We start from the raw sequence: 19,009 nt of genomic DNA on the forward strand, positions 1-19,009 counted from the left end.
AAAGCCAACCCAGAAAATTACCTGCCATGGAATTATCTAGAAAATAGTGAGTAACGGCTGACTTGCTTTCCAAAAAAGACTGAATTGGGCTAACCGCCCAAGTCAAACTATGCAGCCGTAAGCTCACAAGTCAAAAGCATTATTCACAGTGAGAAATGAATGAGGCGCTTCGCTTAAGGAGAGAGGATTAAAAGCTAACCCTGTTTTTTGATTTTGTTTTACCTCCTTGTTTTCTCATTCATTCCTCCTTGTGCGTTTTGTTTTTAATGTTTTTTAAAGTCAAAAGCATGATGCACAGTGAGAAGGAGAAAAGATTAAAAGCTACCCCTATTTTTTGATTCTGTTTTACCTCCTTGTTTTCTCATTCATTCCTCTTTGTGCGTTTTGTTTTTAATGCCTTTTAAAGTCAAAAGCATGATGCACAGTGAGAAAGGAATGAGGCGCTTCGCTTAAGGAGAAAAGATCAAAAGCTAACCCAATTTTTTGATTCTGTTTTACCTCCTTCTTTTCTCATTCATTCCTCTTTGTGCGTTTTGTTTTTAATGCCTTTTAAAGTCAAAAGCATGATGCACAGTGAGAAAGGAATGAGGCGCTTCGCTTAAGGAGAAAAGATCAAAAGCTAACCCTGTTTTTTGATTTTGTTTTACCTCCTTGTTTTTCATTTCTTTAATTTGCTTTACTGTAATAGCAATAGTACTATTTAGAGTGTTATTGATGATGGAGAAGAAGTGATTATGACTAATATTGCAGCAAATGAATTAAAAACGAAGGGCGTATCTGTACTGAATGCGGCTTTTGAATCTGATGATGAAGCAATTATCACGGTACGGGGTAAGCAAAAATATGTGGTGCTTAAGTTAGATGAATACAATAAATTACGAGAATATGAATTAGAAGCTGCACTTATTGAAGCTCAAAATGATATTGCTAGTGGGAACTTCCAAACAGGAGATGTAACAGCCCATATAAAACGGGTGATTGATTAATGCCATTTCAGCTTATTTTTCCTGATAGTTATTTGAAAAGAGCCAAAAAATTTATACGTAAGCATCCCGAGTTAATAAAGCAATATGAAAAAACACTCTTGCTCCTTGAATTAAATCCATATCATCCCTCTCTTCGATTACATCAGCTTCAAGGGAGATTGAGCGGTTTATCTTCAATATCAATAAATATGAGTTATCGATTGGTTGTTGAGTTTAAAATAACAGAAACTGAGATTATTTTACTCAATGTAGGTAGCCATGAGCAGGTCTATTAAATTACGAACAAAAACATTATTCACAGTGAGAAAGGAATGAAGCGCTTCGCTTAAGGAGAAAAGATTTAAAGCTAATCATGTTTTTGATTCTGTTTTACCTCTTTTTTTCTCATTCACTCCTTCTTGTGAGTTTTGTTTTGAATACTCTTTAAAGTCAAAAAATAACATGCTTATGTACCTAACTCAGGTAAACAAGAAAAAGAATTAAAATCATAAAAAAATGCACCACAGAGAACAGAGAGTTAAAGGAGGAAAACATAAAACAAGCAGTAATTAGCTTATAAGGTATGTTTTAGTCTTTTCTCTGTGTAGCGCGCAGCGCCTCTGTGTGCTCTGTGGTAGTGTTTTTAAGCTTTTTTTTTAAATCACCTGAATCATCTACATAAGCATGAAAAATGATGCACAGTGAGAAAGGAATGAGGTGCTTCGCTTAAGGAGAAAAGATCAAAAGCTAACCCTATTTTTTTAGTGTTTTAGAGGTACTTCTATAAATATACTGAATAGTGTATTCTTCGCCCCACACATTTTACTGCGTTAATAATTTCAAGGCTAAATAGTTTATGGTCCGCATCTTCGATTTTTTAATGGCTTTCTTTGGCCTAATTATCACTTTCCCTATCTTACTCATTGTCACTATTATTGGCTATTTTGATACTGGCGCACCTATTTTTATTCAGGAGCGTGTGGGGAAAAACAAACGTCCATTCAAACTTATTAAATTCCGTACGATGTCAGTGGATACCAAGTCTGTTGCAAGTCACCTTGCTAGCACCGCTTCTATTACTAAATTAGGTTCATTTTTACGTAAATCTAAAATTGATGAATTACCTCAGCTAATTAACGTGTTAAAAGGGGAAATGAGTTTTGTCGGACCGCGTCCTAACCTCTTTAATCAAGACGAATTAATTAACGAGCGCGATAGTCGTGGTGTTTATGATGTGCTGCCGGGAATCACCGGGCTTGCGCAGGTTAATACCATTGATATGTCAACGCCTAAACTGCTTGCGGAAACCGATCAAAAAATGATTCAAACATTGACTATTAAAGATTACTTTAAATATATTATTATGACAGCGACAGGCAGTGGTTCCGGTGATCGCGTAAAATAATTGTCATTCTCCACGGCCGCTTTTGTGCTATATTTCTCTTCTCTGTAAGCTTTTCGCGTTAAACGCGCTATGGCAAGGTTCCCATGACTGTGATTGATTCAATTTTAGCAACTCCGCGATATTACAAAAGAATAATTAGTGTTGTTATTGATGCACTATTTATTTGCATTGCCTTTTTTGGTGCCTTTTTTATCCGTTTGGATGATCTCAGTTTCATTTACCAGAATGAATATTGGCAGGTGTTGATTGCAGTCTGGATTAGTACGTTGATATTGTTTACTAAGGTGGGCCTATATCGGGCTATCTTACGTTATTTAAGTGTGCATGCTCTGCTGACCATTGTGCTTAGCTGTTTTGCATCTGCATTGTTACTGGTTGTTTATGGTTATTATTGGGATCTTTTTATCCCCCGTACTATTCCGCTTATTTACAGTTTATTTCTGATTGTACTGTGTGGCGGGGCTCGCTTATTTGTGCGTCTGCTTGTTTCCCAATACAATACCAAACAAAAAACGCGGGTCATGATTTATGGTGCGGGTGACTCTGGCCGTCAGTTACTTAACTTGTTACGTCAAGGTCACGAGTTCCACCCTGTGGCATTTATTGATGATGAAAAACGGTTATTTAATACCGTTGTCAATGGTTTAACGGTTTTTAATAGCAAAAAATTAAGTTATTTAGTGACTAAAATGCGTGTGAGCAAAGTGCTGTTAGCGATGCCAAGCGCAACGCGGTCACAACGTAAAGCGATCATTAATTCGCTGGTAGATTTGCCGGTAGAGGTGAAATCTATCCCCCATTTTGAAGAGCTTTTGAGCGGCACTGCGACTATCGATCAACTGCGTGATGTGCCGATTGAAGATTTGCTAGGTCGTGACAGTGTGGCGGCCAAGCCGGATCTACTTGCTGCGAATATTAAGAATAAAATTGTGATGGTCACTGGCGCGGGGGGCTCGATCGGCTCGGAGCTCTGTCGTCAGATTATCCGCCAATCACCTAAGTCGCTTATTTTATTTGAGCTTTCTGAATTTGCTTTATACCAAATAGATAAAGAGCTATCTGAGCTCGTTGCGACGCAAGGGTTAAATGTCAAAATCATTCCTTTATTAGGTTCCGTGCAGCGTTTAACCCGTTTGAAAATTGTGTTAAAAAGTTTTGCCGTACAGACTTTATACCATGCTGCCGCATACAAGCATGTGCCGTTGGTGGAATATAATGTCGTTGAAGGTGTGCGTAATAATGTTTTTGGGACTTATTACACCGCATTGGCCGCTATTGAGGCAGAGGTCGAATCCTTTGTGTTGATTTCCACAGATAAAGCGGTGCGACCCACTAATGTGATGGGCACCACTAAGCGTATGGCTGAATTGACGCTACAATCTTTGGCTGCTGAAAAACATAAAACACGTTTCTGTATGGTCCGTTTTGGTAATGTTTTAGGTTCATCGGGCTCGGTTATTCCTTTGTTTAAGCGACAAATCGCTGAAGGTGATCATGTCACCATCACGCATCCAGATATTATCCGCTATTTTATGACGATACCGGAAGCTGCACAGTTGGTTATTCAGGCGGGTGCGATGGGTAAAGGTGGCGATGTGTTTGTACTGGATATGGGCGAGCCAGTTAAAATCGTCGACTTGGCCACTAACTTGATTAAGTTATCCGGTTTGGAAGTAAAATCAGCTGAAAATCCTTATGGAGATATTGAGTTGAGGTTTACTGGTTTACGTCCAGGTGAAAAGTTATTTGAAGAGCTACTGATTGGTGATGATGTTGGTAAAACCGTACATGAGCGCATTATGACCGCAAATGAAAGCTTTTTACCTTATAGTGAGTATGAATTTATTTTGCAAAAGCTGGATAAAGCCTGTCATACCTTTAACCATGAGCAGATTAGAGATATTTTATTGGCAGTGCCAGCCGGCTTTAATCCAACTGATGGTATTGGTGATTTAGTTTGGAAAGCCACTCATTGAGTTTGTTGTAAGTTGACAAGGTGGACTAAAGTCCACGCCCCAGGGATTGTTGCTAGCTTTTATGTTTTGGGGTGCGGACTTTAGTCCGCTTGTTGTGCTTTTGAATTAAGCTGGCACGTATAGTTTGTATTTTAAACAAGGTGGACTAAAGTCCACGGCCCAGAGATTGTTGCTGTAAAAGCAGAGAGATTGTTGCTAGCTTTCATGTTTTGGGGCGCGGACTTTAGTCCGCTTGTTGTGCTTTTGAATTAAGCTGGCACGTATAGTTTGTATTTTAAACAAGGTGGACTAAAGTCCACGGCCCAGGGATTTTGGTGAGTTTGTATTTACACAAGGTGGACTAAAGTCCACGGCCCAGAGATTTTGGTGAGTTTGTATTTACACATGGTGGACTAAAGTCCACGCCCCAGAGATTGTTGCTGTAAAAGCAGAAAGATTGCTGCTAGTGTTTATGTTTTGGGGTGCGGACTTTAGTCCGCTTGTTGTGCTTTTGAATTAAGCTGGCACGTATAAGTTTGTATTTTAAACAAGGTGGACTAAAGTCCACGCCCCAGAGATTGTTGCTGTAAAAGCAGAGAGATCACTGTAAAAACAAGGGATATTGCTGCTGTAAAAACAGGAGAGATTGCTTCTAATTAACGGTTCAATTTTTTAATATCTTTATTGCTAAAAGATATCTTGTTCTCTTGGTTAAGGACGTTAAGCAATAATATTGAACGTTGTAAGCCATCTTGTTCAGAAAAAATAGCAGCTAAGCCTTTAAAAGCGCCCGATAACACCTCAACTTTATCACCACTTTTAAGGCGTAGGCTTGTATCCACTTTAAGATCGTTGATTGAGTGGCAAATTGCTTGCAGATGCTTGATTAATTCTGGGGATGCTATCGCTATCTCTTTACCAAAGCGAACAAAATCATTAATACCTCGGGTCGAACGAATGCGTGTGAAATTACGATCATCTTGACTAATAAATATAAAAAGATAATTTGGGAAAAGCGCTTGTGTAACGATTGTCTTTTTGCCGCGAATCATTTTTTCTTTGCAGATTTTAGGGAAAAACGAATGAATTCCCTGATTTTCTAAATTTTGCTGTGCGCGCAATTCTTCCCGACTTTTACAATATACAACAAACCACTCTTTATTCATGAATATTTTCCCGAAATTTAAATCTGTGCAGGATACCGAAAACAGCTTAGGGAAGCGAATAATATAAATTAAGGATAAGTTTTGTACATAAAGTCGTCAACACGCACTCAGCAGTAAATTCGTTTTGACCCGTTAGCGTGCTTTCTTTTTCTTTAAGTCAAAATTTAATCCGTTTTTAATGCTGTGCTTAATAACTTTACATCCCCGTTACTGATTACTTTATCACTCTTTTTATCGCCGAGTAAGCAGCACAGTTTTAACTGTGTGCCTACATGGTATAAGTTCATTTTAGTGTGTGAAAAGCGCAGTGATGGTAGGCTGATGAGGTTGCATAAATCAAGAGCATAGTGCTAGGACATAGCGTGTTAGCTTGGAAATATTACCCAAGGTAGTGACGCTGTATCTTGCTTAGGCGTTCAAGGAGGCCGGGGAAATGTCAAAGGTCGTTTATTGATACCCGAGGTGGAAAGATGATATAGTGACAATATCTATCTTCAGCAAAATAAATTAATACCAAATTCAACAATTTTTTATCCTTTTAAGCTTGTTAAAATGTTTGTTAGCGTCGATATTGATTTTCTAATTAGGCCAGCCAACTGGCTACTGCAATAAATATTTTGCTTGCAAGCATTTCTCGAGCCTCTAAATAGAACACTTAATTATTGGGATTGTCATCAAACAGAGGTTGAAATTTTATGATTAAAAAATGTTTATTTCCAGCTGCCGGTTACGGCACGCGATTTTTACCTGCGACTAAATCGATGCCTAAAGAGATGATGCCCATCGTCAATAAGCCATTGATTGAATTTGGAGTTGATGAAGCATTAGAAGCTGGTCTCACTGGGATGTGTATAGTAACCGGGCGAGGAAAAAATTCATTAATGGATCATTTTGATCTCAATTATGAATTAGAGCACGAAATAAGTGGAACACCGAAAGAAGAAAAATTAAAGGATATTCGTGCCATTATGGATAAAGCACGGTTTTCTTTTATTCGCCAGCGACAAATGCGTGGCCTTGGGCACGCTATATTGATTGGCAAAGAGCTTATTGGTGATGAACCTTTTGCTGTCGTGCTAGCGGATGACCTTTGCGTAAATGCAGAAGAGGGTGTATTAAAGCAGATGATTTCTTTGTATAACCAGTTCCGTTGTTCGATTGTTGCAGTTGAAGAGGTGCCGGATGATGAAACGCATAAATATGGTGTGATCAAAGGGGAGATGATTAAAGATAATATCTTCCGTGTTGATGATATGGTTGAAAAACCCGATCCCGGTACCGCGCCAAGTAATATGGCGATTATTGGCCGTTATATTTTAACGCCGGATATTTTTGATATTATTAAAGAGACTCCTCCGGGTAAAAACGGCGAGATTCAACTTACGGATGCCTTATTAACGCAGGCTAAAAGAGGTTGTGTGCTTGCCTATAAATTTAAAGGTAGACGTTTTGACTGCGGAAGTGTGCCTGGCTTTATTGAAGCCACAAATTATGTTTATGAAAATATGTACAAGGATTAGTGGTGAGTTGCTAGTGGCTGGCGCATTGCTGTCAGCCTTGCTTCTCAGGGGGATTTGCAAAATTAACTGATCTATTTTTGTTTTTGGAAGTGTGTGTTAACTGCACATGGTCAGAGGTGTGATTGAAGGCATGCTTCCCTAACTAACCTCAATTCTGGATAAGCTAAACGATACAGTACCGTTATTTACGCGTATTTCTGCGTTAAATCATCTACCAATAACCCGTTATTGCTGCGATGATTCGCCTTGCACTACGCAAAACTAACAGCACTGTATAATATGTTTTTTAACTTGTTGATATTTAATCTGATTTCGCTTCCATTATCCAGAACTGAGGCTAACTACATAATTATATTTATATGTCACTTCAAGATGCTGATTTTGTCTGTTGAATTAACATCGAGATATTACGTGCAATGGTATTATTCTGTGCCTTTGCGGATTAGATAACGGTAGGGCATCTGCTCTATATCGGACTCAACCAGAGTGTGGTCCATAAATCGACAAAAACTGGGGATATCACGCGTCGTTGCGGGATCATCTGCAATCACACTTAGTAGCTCACCTGCGTGCATTTTTCGCACTGCTTTACGCACCATCATCACCGGCTCAGGACAACGTAATCCTTGAGTATTTAGTTCTTGTTGTAGATCTTTATGTGTCAAAAGTAATATACCTTTGTTATTGCAGTTGATTCTTGCGCCATTAATGACACAACAAGCGAGGTTAAAGCTGCACTTACTTTAGCTGTGTGCTCATCCCAGCTAAAACATTGCTGGGATGAGCCGCTATTGTTTAGCCTGTATTACGTAAACCAGCTGCAATACCTGCAATGGTGACCATTAAGGCTTGATCAATGACCGGACAAATTTCCTCCCCCTCTTTGCGATAACGGGAGAGCAATTCAGCCTGCAACATATTGAGCGGATCAACATAAGGGTTGCGTAGTGAAATGGAGTCTTTAATCCAAGGTTGTTCCTGCATCAGTTTATGATCGGGGATTGTTTCTAGCACTGTCTCACGTGTCAGTACGAGATTTTCGCGCAAACGCGCTCCTAATGACCATAATGCTTTTGGAACAAGACGTTCTTCATAGAATTTTGTTAATTTTTCATCCGCCTTTAAAAAGACCATTTCTAACATTTCTAAACGCGTGTGGAAGAAAGGCCAATTTTGATACATCTCTTGTAGCAGCTCTTTTTTACCTTCATCCAATAACGTTTTAAGTGGCGTGCCAGCACCTAGCCATGCGGGTAACATCAAGCGGTTTTGGCTCCAGGCGAAAATCCAAGGGATAGCTCGTAGACTTTCAATGCCACCATTTGGCTTACGTTTTGCAGGACGACTACCTAATGCCAGTTTGCCGAGTTCTAATTCGGGCGTCGCACTGCGGAAATAAGGCACAAAATCAGGCTCTTCCTGTACAAAATGGCGATACTCCTGACAAGATTGTTCGGCAAACTGCTGCATTAAATCACGCCACGCTTGCTTAGGTGCTGGCGGTGGTAACAAGTTTGCTTCTAAAATAGCGGCGGTATAAAGGTTTAAGCTTTGTATTGCCACTTTAGGCAGGCCGAATTTAAAACGGATCATTTCGCCTTGTTCGGTCACACGAAGTCCCCCTTTTAAAGAGCCTGGAGGTTGAGATAGCAGAGCTTGATGTGCCGGAGCACCACCACGTCCAATTGTGCCGCCTCGTCCGTGAAACAGTACCAGTTTGATATCATTCTCAGCACTGATTCTCACCAGCGCTTCCTGCGCGGTATATTGCGCCCAGTTAGCCGCCATCACACCGGCATCTTTTGCTGAATCAGAGTAACCGATCATGACATGCTGTTCGCCACCGATATATCCACGGTACCAATCGACTGCAAATAACCCTTCAATGACTGCGGCTGCGTTGTTTAAATCATCTAAAGTTTCAAATAGCGGTGCCACTGGGATACGGAACGGGCAACCTGTTTCTTTTAATAGAAGTTGTACTGCTAAGACATCAGAGGCTTGGCGTGCCATTGATATAATATAAATTCCTAATGCCTGAGGATCTGTTTTTGCAATGACATCGCAGGTATCTAATACTTCTTGTACTTCTGCTGATGGGCTCCAACTGGCAGGGATAAGTGGGCGCTTACTATTTAACTCTTGGAGTAAAAAAGCCTGTTTATCAGCTTCGTTCCAAGCATTATAATCGCCGATGCCTAAGTAACGGGTTAATTCAGACAGCGTATCACCATGGCGCGATCCGTCTTGGCGGATATCAAGTTTTACTAGGTTGATCCCAAAACAAGCGAGACGGCGTAGGATGTCTAAAATAAGGCCATTCGCAATTGAATGCATACCCATGCTATTAAGCGATTGGTAGCATAGCTCAAGTGGTCGTCTCAGCTGCTCTGTGCGTGTAATAATATCTTTAGCGTCGCTGTTCTGACCACGTAAAGTCGCCGTTAATGAGGTGCGCGTTTCTTTTAAATCTTCACGTAATTTACGTAGAATGGTGCGATAGGGCTCATCTGTATCATCACCGACAATGGCTCGTAATGCAGGATCACAAATCTCCATTGATAATTCTTCAGTTAGCTGTTTAATATCGCGTAGATACAAATCGACCGCGACCCAGCGACTGGTGAGTAATACTTCTTGGGTGACTTTTGCGGTAACAAATGGATTACCATCACGATCGCCACCCATCCAAGAGGTAAACTTGATAGGCGATGCGTCGAGTGGTAAAGACAAACCTAATCCATCTTGCAGTCTTTTCTCAAGTTCACGGACATACTGTGGTACGGCGTCCCATAAACTATTTTCTATAACGCCAAATCCCCACTTTGCTTCGTCAACCGGTGTTGGGCGATGTTTGCGAATATCATTGGTGTGCCAAGCTTGCGTGATCAATTGCTCAAGACGGTTGAGCAGTTGATCGCGTTCTTTTTCTGAGGTGTCGCTAATTTCAAGTAAGCTTAAACAGTCATTTATCGCAGTGTGTTTATGAATCAATGTACGGCGAGTGATTTCTGTTGGATGCGCCGTCAGTACCATATTCATTTGCAGTTCATTAACCACTTGCTGCATTGTTTCTTTGGAAACAGATGCGTTTTTTAATTTAGCAATTAATTGTGTCATCGGATCTGGCGCGCAAACCCCGCTATCACAGTGGCGTGATATTCCATGAAACTGCTCGGCAATATTTGCGAGGTTCAAAAAATGGGTAAAAGCACGTGCTACAGGCAATAGTTCATCATCTGACAGGTTCGCAAGTACGTTTACTAGCGTTTCACCGTCGACTTGATTACCTGCTCGAGAAGATTTAGAAAGTTGGCGAATTAACTCTATTTTTGTAAGAAACTCATCACCTAGATGCTCGCTAATACTTTTACCGAGTAATTGCCCGAGTAAACTAACGTTACTGCGTAAATTTGCATATTGTTCTGTCATATAACCCTCTTAATCTGTAATAAAATTACATGTTAAAATAAAGTACGGTAAATAAATTACCATAAAAGCCGAAATAGTCAACGCTATATCATGTAGGTTTTGCCTTTGTTTGATTTGCATTACCTATTGTGTAATTAAATTACATTGAGTGGTGTTGACATGTTTTTTAATGGTTTTTTGGTACTTTATCGTTGCATCAGTTTTAGCCAATGCTTTTCTTTAGTCAAGATATTATTCTATGATTAAACGATACAATATTGTTTAATCATTTTTTCAATGACTAATTTCGTTGGCTTTACAAAAGCCAGATCTAAATATTCATTGGGCTGATGCGCCTGCGCAATATGACCGGGCCCAAGCACGATTGTGTCGCAACCAAGTTGCTGTATAAAAGGGGCTTCGGTGCAGTAATTAGCGCTTTGTGCTTTGTTCCCTGTATAGATCTGTGCATTGTCAATCAGATCAGAATGTTCTGGGCATTGATAGGAGGGGATAGGATCATGCAGATGATAAATTTCAACACTATTAGGATAGCGTTTTTCAATCTCGGATAATGATTCTTTCACGGTAATAAAGAGCTCATTGGTGCTAATGCCAGGAATAGGGCGCATATCAATATGTAAATCACAGCAGCCACAAATTCTGTTGGGACTGTCCCCGCCATTGATAGCACCGAAATTAAGCGTTGGATAGGGAACTGCAAAATGTTCATTAAAATATTTTTCTTTAAAACGCAATTGTACTTTTTTTAATTCTCCAATCACTAAGTACATTATTTCAATGGCATTTAACCCTTTGTCGGGATCTGAACTGTGGCCACTGCGACCGGTAATGCGGATCCCCTCGGACATATGCCCTTTATGCATGATCACTGGGACGAGGCCTGTTGGTTCACCGATAATCGCATAGTCGGGTTTAATGCTCTTTTGTTGAGCAATGTCCTGCGCACCTGACATCGTGGTTTCTTCGTCTGCAGTGGCTAAAATGCGTAGTGGTTTATTGAGTTTTTTAAGATCAATTTCTTTTAATACTTCAATAACAAAGGCAAAGAAACCTTTCATATCGATGCTGCCTAGGCCATATAAACGATTATCTTTTTGTATCACTTTAAAAGGATCACTTAACCACTGTCCTTCATCATATGGCACGGTATCCGTATGTCCCGCAAGTAATAATCCGCCATCACCACTACCTAACGTTGCGATTAAGTTATATTTACCCGGCGCCGTGCTGACCTCATGTATTTCATTTTTAAAACCCAGCGTCTCAAGCCAACTAGCCAGCTGATTAATGACCTTCAAGTTGCTTTGATCCCATGATGAATCCGTTGAGCTAATAGAGGGGATCGCAATAAGGTCTTTGTAGAGATTTAAAAAAGTAGGCAGTGACATAGGATACCTTTTAAAGAAGCAAGTAAATGAATATGATAATAAACGGGTAGGCAAAGATATTATCGCAAATACAATAATTTTTCATGCTTATGTAGATGACTCTGGTTATTTTTTGTCAAAAGATTAAAACCACTACCACTACCACGCACACTTCATGCGACTGCGAAACTGCGTTTCGGTTCGCATTCATTAACAGAGGCGCTGCGCGCTCCACAGCGAAAAGACAATACAGAAGTTATAAGCTTTTATGTTTTCCTCCTTTAACTCTGTGTCCTCTGTGGTCTATTTTTTTAAGTTTTTAATTGTTTTCCGTTGCTACCTAAGTTGAATGCATAAGCATGTAATTTTTATTCATTTATGCTTATTAAATAGTTGCTAGCTAAATACAAATGGGTGTAGTTCTTTTGAATCGACGGAACGTGTTGAATAAACGCACAGAAAAAATTGCGCAACCATGCTGGCACAGGCTTATTTTTTGGGGTGCGGGCTTCAGCCCGCTTACTTTAATTCTTTATTAGGTGGACCAAAGTCCACGCCCCTTATTTTGTGTTTTGGAGCGAAAAGTATTAATTGTCCCATTAATGGAGTGCATATCATTACAAAAATTCGCGTTTTTATAACATGAAATAGCGATTATCCAACTAATTGCAAGGGACTAGCGTCGATTCAAAGGAACTACACCCCATACAGATAAGATTTGCGTTTTGTCATTAACGTTGTCTTTGGAATGACTAGTTGCTGCAATCAAAGTATGGCTTCCAACCATTTTCCCCGATACCTCAATAGACATTTAATTAATGGAGTTGGTTTTACACCTAATAATAGATGTGATGTAAAAAAGCCTTGCAGCAGCGAAACTGTGCAAGGCTTTATGGTAACTACTGCTATCTGATTAGATAGTGAAGTGTTTTATCTCATTGGTTAATACTTTTGCTTGCTCTGATAGTTCACTACTCATCAGCTCATTTTGACTCGCTGATTCGCTGGTCGCTTCAGCCACATCTCGGATAGAAACCACATGACGGTTAACTTCTGAAGCAACCGCACTTTGCTCTTGAATCGCAGTCGCAATCGCGGTGGTCATATCCATAATAGAAATAATATCGTGATTAATCTCTTCCAGTAATTGTCCTGCTTGGCCTGCTTGAGCTGCACTTTCTTGCCCTTCGCTACGGCAGTCCTTCATTAAACTAACAATATTTTTGGTTCTGCTTTGCAGTGAGCCGATAATGCTTTCGATCTCTTTAGTTGACTCTTGCGTCCGGCTGGCAAGGGTACGGACTTCATCTGCAACAACTGCAAAACCACGTCCTTGTTCGCCTGCGCGCGCGGCTTCAATGGCTGCATTGAGCGCCAGTAAATTAGTTTGTTCTGCTATGGAACGAATTACGTCGAGCACGCTACCAATCGTTTCACTGTCTTTAGCCAGATTATTTACGACAGACTCAGATTCGATCAATTTATCAGATAAAACACGAATTTGCTTGATGGTTGCATCGACCCCACGTTTACCCTTAGCGGCATTTTGGTTGGTATGCTCTGCTTTATCTGCTGCGTCGGTTGTATTACTGGCAATCTCTTCAATAGTGGCAACCATTTCAGTGACGGCGGTTGCAACCATATCAGTTTCCTGCATTTGCGATTCTACACCTGAGTTAGCCTGATGAATGTTTTTTGCCAGTGTGCCCGTTGCGTTATTAAGGCTAGCGACTGAGCGGTTAACCGAAACGATTAAGCGTTGGAAGTTTGTAATCATATTATTGAAGGCGTTCGCCATATCGGCTAACTCATCATTGTTTTTTGTGGACAGTGAAACGGTCAAATCATTGGTTTCGGAGATTCTCACAATGGAATTTTTGATATACAAAATTCCGCCCATAATACTGCGTGAAATAATCCAGCCAACTGCGATTGAAACAAAGAGTGCCACAGCAAAAAGAAGGTAAGTTATTTGCTTAATGGATTGAACATAATTATTTACAGCGGTATCCGTCTTGGCCACTAAATTAGTCTGGATGTTAGATACTTGCTGTGCACTTTCATTTAATGATTTTTGTAAGCCATCCTCTGCATGATAACCTAATTTCTTTTGCTCTTTGACTAACGCTAAAAAGGTCGTTTGGTAACTATCAAGCGCCGTTAATATGGCTTTTTTCTGGGTACTTACTAAATAACTTTTTTTCACATCAGCATGTAATAGCGCGAAGTTATCCTGAAAATCTTTAACATACTTGTCATCAAGTAGGTGGATATAATTTTTTTCACTGCTTCTTATCTGCAGCATTGCGTTTAAAAATGAGATGGAGTCACCAATCGCCGCTTCGGCATCATTGACCGCTTTGCCCAATTTCCCGAAAAGTCCGTCTTTAGGGGTTAATCCGATACGTTTTTGCGTATCCACAACGTCGGTGAAGTATTGCTGATATTCGCTTAACACTTTACCTAATTGAATAGACTCTTCTGCAGAAACATTAATCACTTCAAGGTCAGACTTGAGTTGTGTAATTCTTGCTTGCAATTTTGAACTTTCTGCATTGAATAGATCAATATATTCAACTTTTTTGCGCGCTAAGAAGTCTTTTTCATGCGCTCTTAATTGTAATATTCCAGCTTCAATTTTGCCTATGTTTTGAGCGAGCGTTATATCTTGCTGCAGTGATGTAGAAGAAAAATTGAGCAGTAACAGCATAGCTAACATACTCACTATGGTTACAATGGTATTAGAGGTTAATTTGTGTTTGATGAGCATGATATTTTGATCCCACAGGAGTTTAAAAAAATAAATTTGCGAATACCGACTTAAGTCTATTCTATAGTTTTTAGTCAGTAGCTAATTTAACCCATTTAGGCGCGTAAGTAATATCGCAATCCCTCAATATTGATATCAATAATTTGTTTTTTGTGAGTTAACTTGAAAAAAAAATATAATTTGCAGTATAAATATATTGTGGGCTGGAATTGCAGGTTGTTTTTAAAGTTTAAACTGCTTACCACTTAACGTCTGAACTGTTAGTGGTAAGCAAGGTTAGCTATCTTTATTTATCGTTACCTTTGAGAGACTCCTCATAAATAAAGTCAGCCCAGATTGAATCTTCTGCTAGTATCTCGGTTTTTTTATCCGGCGCGTCTTCTGATTTTTTTATTGATGTCAGTAAATTTTTGAAATTTGATATCATATAATTGAATGCTTTGGCCATATCCGCTAATTCATCATTACTTTTTGTCGAAACGGCAATCGTTAAATCATTGGTCTCCGATATTCTTACAATTGAATCTTTTATGTGTGTAATTGCACCCATAATATTGCGAGAAAGGGCCCACGCGATGAATATCGACACGAGCAGTGCCAGTGAAAACAGGCCGTAAGTTAACTGCATTAGATTGCTCAGATAGTGACTGGCTGCTTCATTTGTTTTTCTTACTAACTCTATTTGTGCGAATTGAGCTTTTAATGCACTGTCATTGAGTGCTTTTTGGAAGCCTTCATTCTCATTATATCCCAATATGCGCTGCTCTTTGACTAGGGACAAAAACGCCACGTTATAGGTATCTAATGCATTGATAATCAAGTCTTTCTGCGATTGGACTAAGTAGCTTTTTTTGACGCTGGTATATAAGTCGTTAAAATCGTTATTAAATTTTTCAATATATTGATCATCATGTAGCAGCATGTAATCTTTTTCACTGCTGCGAATTTCTAGCATCATTTTAAAAAACATAACTGAATCGCCAATCGCTTCTTTAGCATTGAGTGCTGCTACCTTTAGCTCACCGTAAAAACCACTTTGCGGATCAAAGCCGATACGTCTTTGTGTTTCAACGACACTATTAAAAATTTGTTGGTAGGTATTTAGCATATTACTTAATTTGATCGGTTGATCGGCTGAAACGTTAATACTTTTTAGATCATCTTTAAGTTGGTTAATGTTCGCTTGTAATATTGCACTGTCCGTATTAAATTCGTCAATATAGACACTTTTTTTACGCGCCAGAAAATCTTTTTCATGGGATCTTAATTGCAATATGCCAGCCTCTATTTTACCCAGATTCTGTGCGAGTGCCGTATCTTGTCTGAGAGATGATGATGTAAAATTCATTAGTAACAACATGGCAATCATACTGACTATAGTGACTACAGTATTAGTGATTAGTTTGTGTTTAATTAACATGTAAATCAGATTCCTACTTATTTAATATTGATGTGATTTAGCGAATTATAAGTGGTGCTATTTCCTCCACTTTTTCTCGTTAATAAGCTTACGTATATTAGTATTATATGTATCATTATACCCCTCATTATTCCTGCCAGTATGTTCCTTTTTGTGAACTAACTTAACAAAAACAGACATTTTATATTTATCCGGTATTACTTAGAGCGGCACCTTTCGACTGTGTTGTCAGTATTTCCGTGTTGCTGGAATTATGATATTTTTCGCTATTCGTTAGTGTTAGCGTGTCTAAATATTGTGACGTACAATGACGTTATTAATGTTATTGCACTGCTATATTGGTTTAGTTTGATTGCTACAAACATGTCTTTTTTAATCGATAAGAAGTACTGCTAAATAAAGACTAAACTAGCTAGGGATAAAATAATGGATTTAGACGATCTAATCACTAAACAGATGATTTTGGTGGTTGATGGGGATTCTCGGAATGTTGACCTGTTGAGTGATATATTGCGCCCTTATTATAATGTGAAAACGGCTATGAATGCTGCGCTCGCTTTTCATTTCACCAATGGTCAATATAAGCCAGATCTTATTTTGTTAGATACGCAGATGCCTGATATTGATGGTTATGCAATTTGCAAGCAGCTGAAAATCACGCCTGAAACAGCTCAAATTCCCATTATCTTTGTGAGCGGAGTAAGGGCGATAGAAGATGTTGAAAAGGCTTTTTCACTCGGTGCGGTTGATTTCATTACCAAACCAGTTAGCCCTCCGCTTGTTTTAGCAAGAGTAAGTGCACATTTAAAATTAGCAAACCAGAAAACGCATCTGATGAGTTTGGTTAAGGAAAGAACCAAAGCGCTAGAAAGCGCGCGTATGGAGATAGTGCAAAGCTTAGGTCGCGCGGCAGAATTTAAAGATAATGAAACTGGGCGGCATGTTATTCGTATCAGTTGGTATTCGCGCTTTTTAGCAAAACGTGTAACAGGAAATAACGCTTGGTCTGAGCTTCTTTTTAACGCCACGCCGATGCATGATATCGGCAAAATAGGGATCCCTGATTGTGTTCTGTTAAAACCCGGTAAGCTTAATGCAGATGAGTGGGCAATTATGCAAAAGCATGTTGACTACGGTGTTGATATTTTGGGTGATAATGAATCTTATTTATTAAGAATGGCAGTGGAAGTGGTGCAATATCATCACGAAAAATGGGATGGTAGTGGCTATCCTGCTGGGATAAAGGGAGAAAACATTCCATTAAGCGCGCGAATTGTTGCTATTGCGGATGTCTTTGATGCGCTGACCAGCGATCGCCCTTATAAACGTGCATGGTCGGTTGAAAAAACGATGGCTCTAATTGAACACCAATCCGGGAAGCATTTTGATCCTGACTTAGTTCCGCACTTTAAAGCTTGTTTACCCAAAATATTAGCGATAAAAGAACAGTATGCGGATCACTTGGAAACTGAATTTGTCGATGATGATCAGCATTAGCTGTCCTTTTGTTCCTTTATTTAGGCATGAGTCGTTGCTTTACGGATGTTTGCTCGCCGCGATTGGTAGATAAGCAAACGAGCAATAGCCTGTAAATAAGTATTCAGCTTTATTGCATAAATAGTCAAAGCTAATTAGAATGGCTATTTTCTACTGAGAATGCCACTTTTTATAATACGTTCTCTATTTTTAATGTACTAATAGAACAGGAATTTTTTATGTTAAAAGCCATTATAGTAGGTGCAAGTGGTTATACCGGCGCCGAGTTAGCTCATTTTTTAACTCGTCATAAGCATATTGAATTGGCGAGTTTATATGTTTCAGAGGGGAGTTTGGATAAGGGCAAAAAACTATCTGAACTTTACGGTAACTTATTAGGTGTTGTTGACCTGCCTCTACTGCCATTAGCTAATAGCGCTATCAAGAGGGCTTGCGAAGGTATAGATATTGTTATCTTGGCTACTGCACACGAAGTGAGTCATAACTTGGCTGCACTTTTTCTCGCTCAAAACACAGTAGTATTTGATCTTTCCGGCGCATTTCGTGTGCAGTCAACGGCTTTCTATGAGACGTTTTATGGGTTCACGCACCAATACCCTGCATTACTAGAAAAAGCGGTTTACGGTTTAGCAGAATGGAATTCTGAGGCGATTAAGAAAACTGATCTAATTGCTGTGCCGGGTTGTTATACGACAGCCTCATTAACGGCATTAAAACCGTTAGCTGAAAGAGGGTTAATTAAAGAAAATAGCAAGCCAACTATTAATGCCACCAGTGGTGTCAGCGGGGCAGGGCGCAAGGCGAGTGTTGCAAGTAGTTTTTGTGAGGTGAGTTTACAACCTTATGGCGTATTTACGCATCGCCATAAACCTGAAATCGATCAACATTTAGGTTTGCCCGTGGTCTTTACGCCACATTTAGGCAGTTTCAAGCGCGGTATTTTGGCGAGCATTAATGTGCAGCTAAAATCAGGTGTAACAAGTGAACAAGTTGATCAAGCTTATCAGGATGCCTATGCAGATAAGCCCATTGTGCGCTTGATGAGTAAGGGACTTTATCCTGCATTGAAGAATGTCGTCGGTACGCCTTATTGCGATTTAGGCTGGGCTGTTGATGGCGACGATTTGGTTGTTTTCAGCGCCATAGATAATTTGTTAAAAGGCGCGTCATCGCAAGCGATACAGTGTATTAATTTACGTTTTGGATTTGATATTACGACTTCACTTTTATAAATAGGGTTTTTAGAAAATGACTCAATCTTTATGCAAAAGACCTTTGCTCATTAAATTAGGTGGTGCCGTGCTTGAAAATGAGCTGGCATTAACTAACTTATTTTCAGCGTTAACGGCTTATTTACAAAGACAGCAACGTCCACTTTTATTGGTACATGGTGGCGGGGTGATAGTTGAAGATTTTTTAAATAAAATGAATATTGTCAGTAAGAAAAAAAACGGCCTGAGGATCACCCCGTTTGAGCAAATTCCTTATGTTGCCGGTGCGCTGGCGGGT

14 protein-coding genes are annotated in these 19,009 nt (G+C 39.5%); 8 read left to right on the plus strand and 6 right to left on the minus strand.

Going from position 1 to position 19,009, the window contains the following annotated elements; translation table 11 throughout:
* Positions 1–734: 734 nt before the first annotated feature.
* The 4 genes from KSO91_RS11385 to KSO91_RS11400 all read left to right on the plus strand — a co-directional run bounded on the left by KSO91_RS11385 (position 735) and on the right by KSO91_RS11400 (position 4,346).
* A complete protein-coding gene (locus tag KSO91_RS11385) occupies positions 735–986 on the plus strand; it encodes a type II toxin-antitoxin system Phd/YefM family antitoxin (RefSeq protein ID WP_238743122.1) in 252 nt (83 codons plus the stop codon).
* A complete protein-coding gene (locus KSO91_RS11390; protein WP_238743123.1) occupies positions 986–1,261 on the plus strand; it encodes a type II toxin-antitoxin system RelE/ParE family toxin in 276 nt (91 codons plus the stop codon). The genes KSO91_RS11385 and KSO91_RS11390 overlap by 1 nt, the downstream gene beginning before the upstream one ends.
* 560 nt (positions 1,262–1,821) lie before the next feature.
* Positions 1,822–2,370, plus strand: a complete 549-nt coding sequence (locus tag KSO91_RS11395) for a sugar transferase (protein WP_238743124.1) — start codon at positions 1,822–1,824, stop codon at positions 2,368–2,370.
* 83 nt (positions 2,371–2,453) lie between these two features.
* Complete coding sequence (locus tag KSO91_RS11400; RefSeq protein WP_238743125.1) at positions 2,454–4,346, plus strand: polysaccharide biosynthesis protein; 1,893 nt, start codon at positions 2,454–2,456, stop codon at positions 4,344–4,346.
* Positions 4,347–4,981: 635 nt separating this feature from the next.
* Here KSO91_RS11400 and rfaH read toward each other — a convergent pair.
* Entirely contained in the window at positions 4,982–5,491 is a 510-nt protein-coding gene (gene rfaH, locus KSO91_RS11405; protein ID WP_238743126.1) for a transcription/translation regulatory transformer protein RfaH, read from the minus strand.
* A 695-nt stretch (positions 5,492–6,186) separates the two neighbouring features.
* Between rfaH and galU the strand changes: the two genes are divergently transcribed.
* Positions 6,187–7,011: a UTP--glucose-1-phosphate uridylyltransferase GalU gene (gene galU / locus KSO91_RS11410; RefSeq protein ID WP_238743127.1), complete on the plus strand. Its 825-nt coding sequence runs from the start codon at positions 6,187–6,189 to the stop codon at positions 7,009–7,011.
* Positions 7,012–7,433: 422 nt separating this feature from the next.
* On the opposite strand, the gene tusA is transcribed toward galU, so the two are convergent.
* The 5 genes from tusA to KSO91_RS11435 all read right to left on the minus strand — a co-directional run bounded on the left by tusA (position 7,434) and on the right by KSO91_RS11435 (position 16,003).
* A complete protein-coding gene (gene tusA / locus KSO91_RS11415) occupies positions 7,434–7,676 on the minus strand; it encodes a sulfurtransferase TusA (RefSeq protein ID WP_275113975.1) in 243 nt (80 codons plus the stop codon).
* A 130-nt stretch (positions 7,677–7,806) separates the two neighbouring features.
* Positions 7,807–10,443, minus strand: a complete 2,637-nt coding sequence (ppc, locus tag KSO91_RS11420; protein WP_238743128.1) for a phosphoenolpyruvate carboxylase — start codon at positions 10,441–10,443, stop codon at positions 7,807–7,809.
* A gap of 242 nt (positions 10,444–10,685) precedes the next feature.
* Positions 10,686–11,834 (minus strand): acetylornithine deacetylase, encoded by a 1,149-nt coding sequence (argE, locus tag KSO91_RS11425; RefSeq protein ID WP_238743129.1) that lies wholly within the window; start codon positions 11,832–11,834, stop codon positions 10,686–10,688.
* 892 nt (positions 11,835–12,726) lie between these two features.
* Positions 12,727–14,583: a methyl-accepting chemotaxis protein gene (locus tag KSO91_RS11430; protein ID WP_238743130.1), complete on the minus strand. Its 1,857-nt coding sequence runs from the start codon at positions 14,581–14,583 to the stop codon at positions 12,727–12,729.
* Between the two features lie 286 nt (positions 14,584–14,869).
* A complete protein-coding gene (locus KSO91_RS11435) occupies positions 14,870–16,003 on the minus strand; it encodes a HAMP domain-containing protein (RefSeq protein ID WP_238743131.1) in 1,134 nt (377 codons plus the stop codon).
* Between the two features lie 444 nt (positions 16,004–16,447).
* Here KSO91_RS11435 and KSO91_RS11440 point away from each other — a divergent pair, with 444 nt between their 5' ends.
* The 3 genes from KSO91_RS11440 to KSO91_RS11450 all read left to right on the plus strand — a co-directional run.
* Positions 16,448–17,500, plus strand: a complete 1,053-nt coding sequence (locus tag KSO91_RS11440; RefSeq protein ID WP_238743134.1) for an HD domain-containing phosphohydrolase — start codon at positions 16,448–16,450, stop codon at positions 17,498–17,500.
* A gap of 218 nt (positions 17,501–17,718) precedes the next feature.
* Positions 17,719–18,732, plus strand: a complete 1,014-nt coding sequence (gene argC, locus KSO91_RS11445; protein ID WP_238743132.1) for an N-acetyl-gamma-glutamyl-phosphate reductase — start codon at positions 17,719–17,721, stop codon at positions 18,730–18,732.
* A gap of 16 nt (positions 18,733–18,748) precedes the next feature.
* On the plus strand, positions 18,749–19,009 hold a 261-nt coding region (locus KSO91_RS11450; protein ID WP_476705453.1), incomplete at its 3' end, for an amino acid kinase family protein.

It is taken from the genome of Psychromonas antarctica, from assembly GCF_022267535.1.
In the GTDB taxonomy this organism is placed as follows: Bacteria; Pseudomonadota; Gammaproteobacteria; order Enterobacterales; family Psychromonadaceae; genus Psychromonas; species Psychromonas antarctica.

Coding starts and splice junctions, on each gene's coding strand:
- KSO91_RS11400 (WP_238743125.1), top strand. CDS start 2,454: ATGACTGTGATTGATTCAATTTTAGCAACTCCGCGATATTACAAAAGA.
- argE (WP_238743129.1), bottom strand. CDS start 11,834: ATGTCACTGCCTACTTTTTTAAATCTCTACAAAGACCTTATTGCGATC.
- KSO91_RS11395 (WP_238743124.1), top strand. CDS start 1,822: ATGGTCCGCATCTTCGATTTTTTAATGGCTTTCTTTGGCCTAATTATC.
- KSO91_RS11385 (WP_238743122.1), top strand. CDS start 735: ATGACTAATATTGCAGCAAATGAATTAAAAACGAAGGGCGTATCTGTA.
- argC (WP_238743132.1), top strand. CDS start 17,719: ATGTTAAAAGCCATTATAGTAGGTGCAAGTGGTTATACCGGCGCCGAG.
- KSO91_RS11435 (WP_238743131.1), bottom strand. CDS start 16,003: ATGTTAATTAAACACAAACTAATCACTAATACTGTAGTCACTATAGTC.
- rfaH (WP_238743126.1), bottom strand. CDS start 5,491: ATGAATAAAGAGTGGTTTGTTGTATATTGTAAAAGTCGGGAAGAATTG.
- ppc (WP_238743128.1), bottom strand. CDS start 10,443: ATGACAGAACAATATGCAAATTTACGCAGTAACGTTAGTTTACTCGGG.
- KSO91_RS11390 (WP_238743123.1), top strand. CDS start 986: ATGCCATTTCAGCTTATTTTTCCTGATAGTTATTTGAAAAGAGCCAAA.
- KSO91_RS11430 (WP_238743130.1), bottom strand. CDS start 14,583: ATGCTCATCAAACACAAATTAACCTCTAATACCATTGTAACCATAGTG.
- galU (WP_238743127.1), top strand. CDS start 6,187: ATGATTAAAAAATGTTTATTTCCAGCTGCCGGTTACGGCACGCGATTT.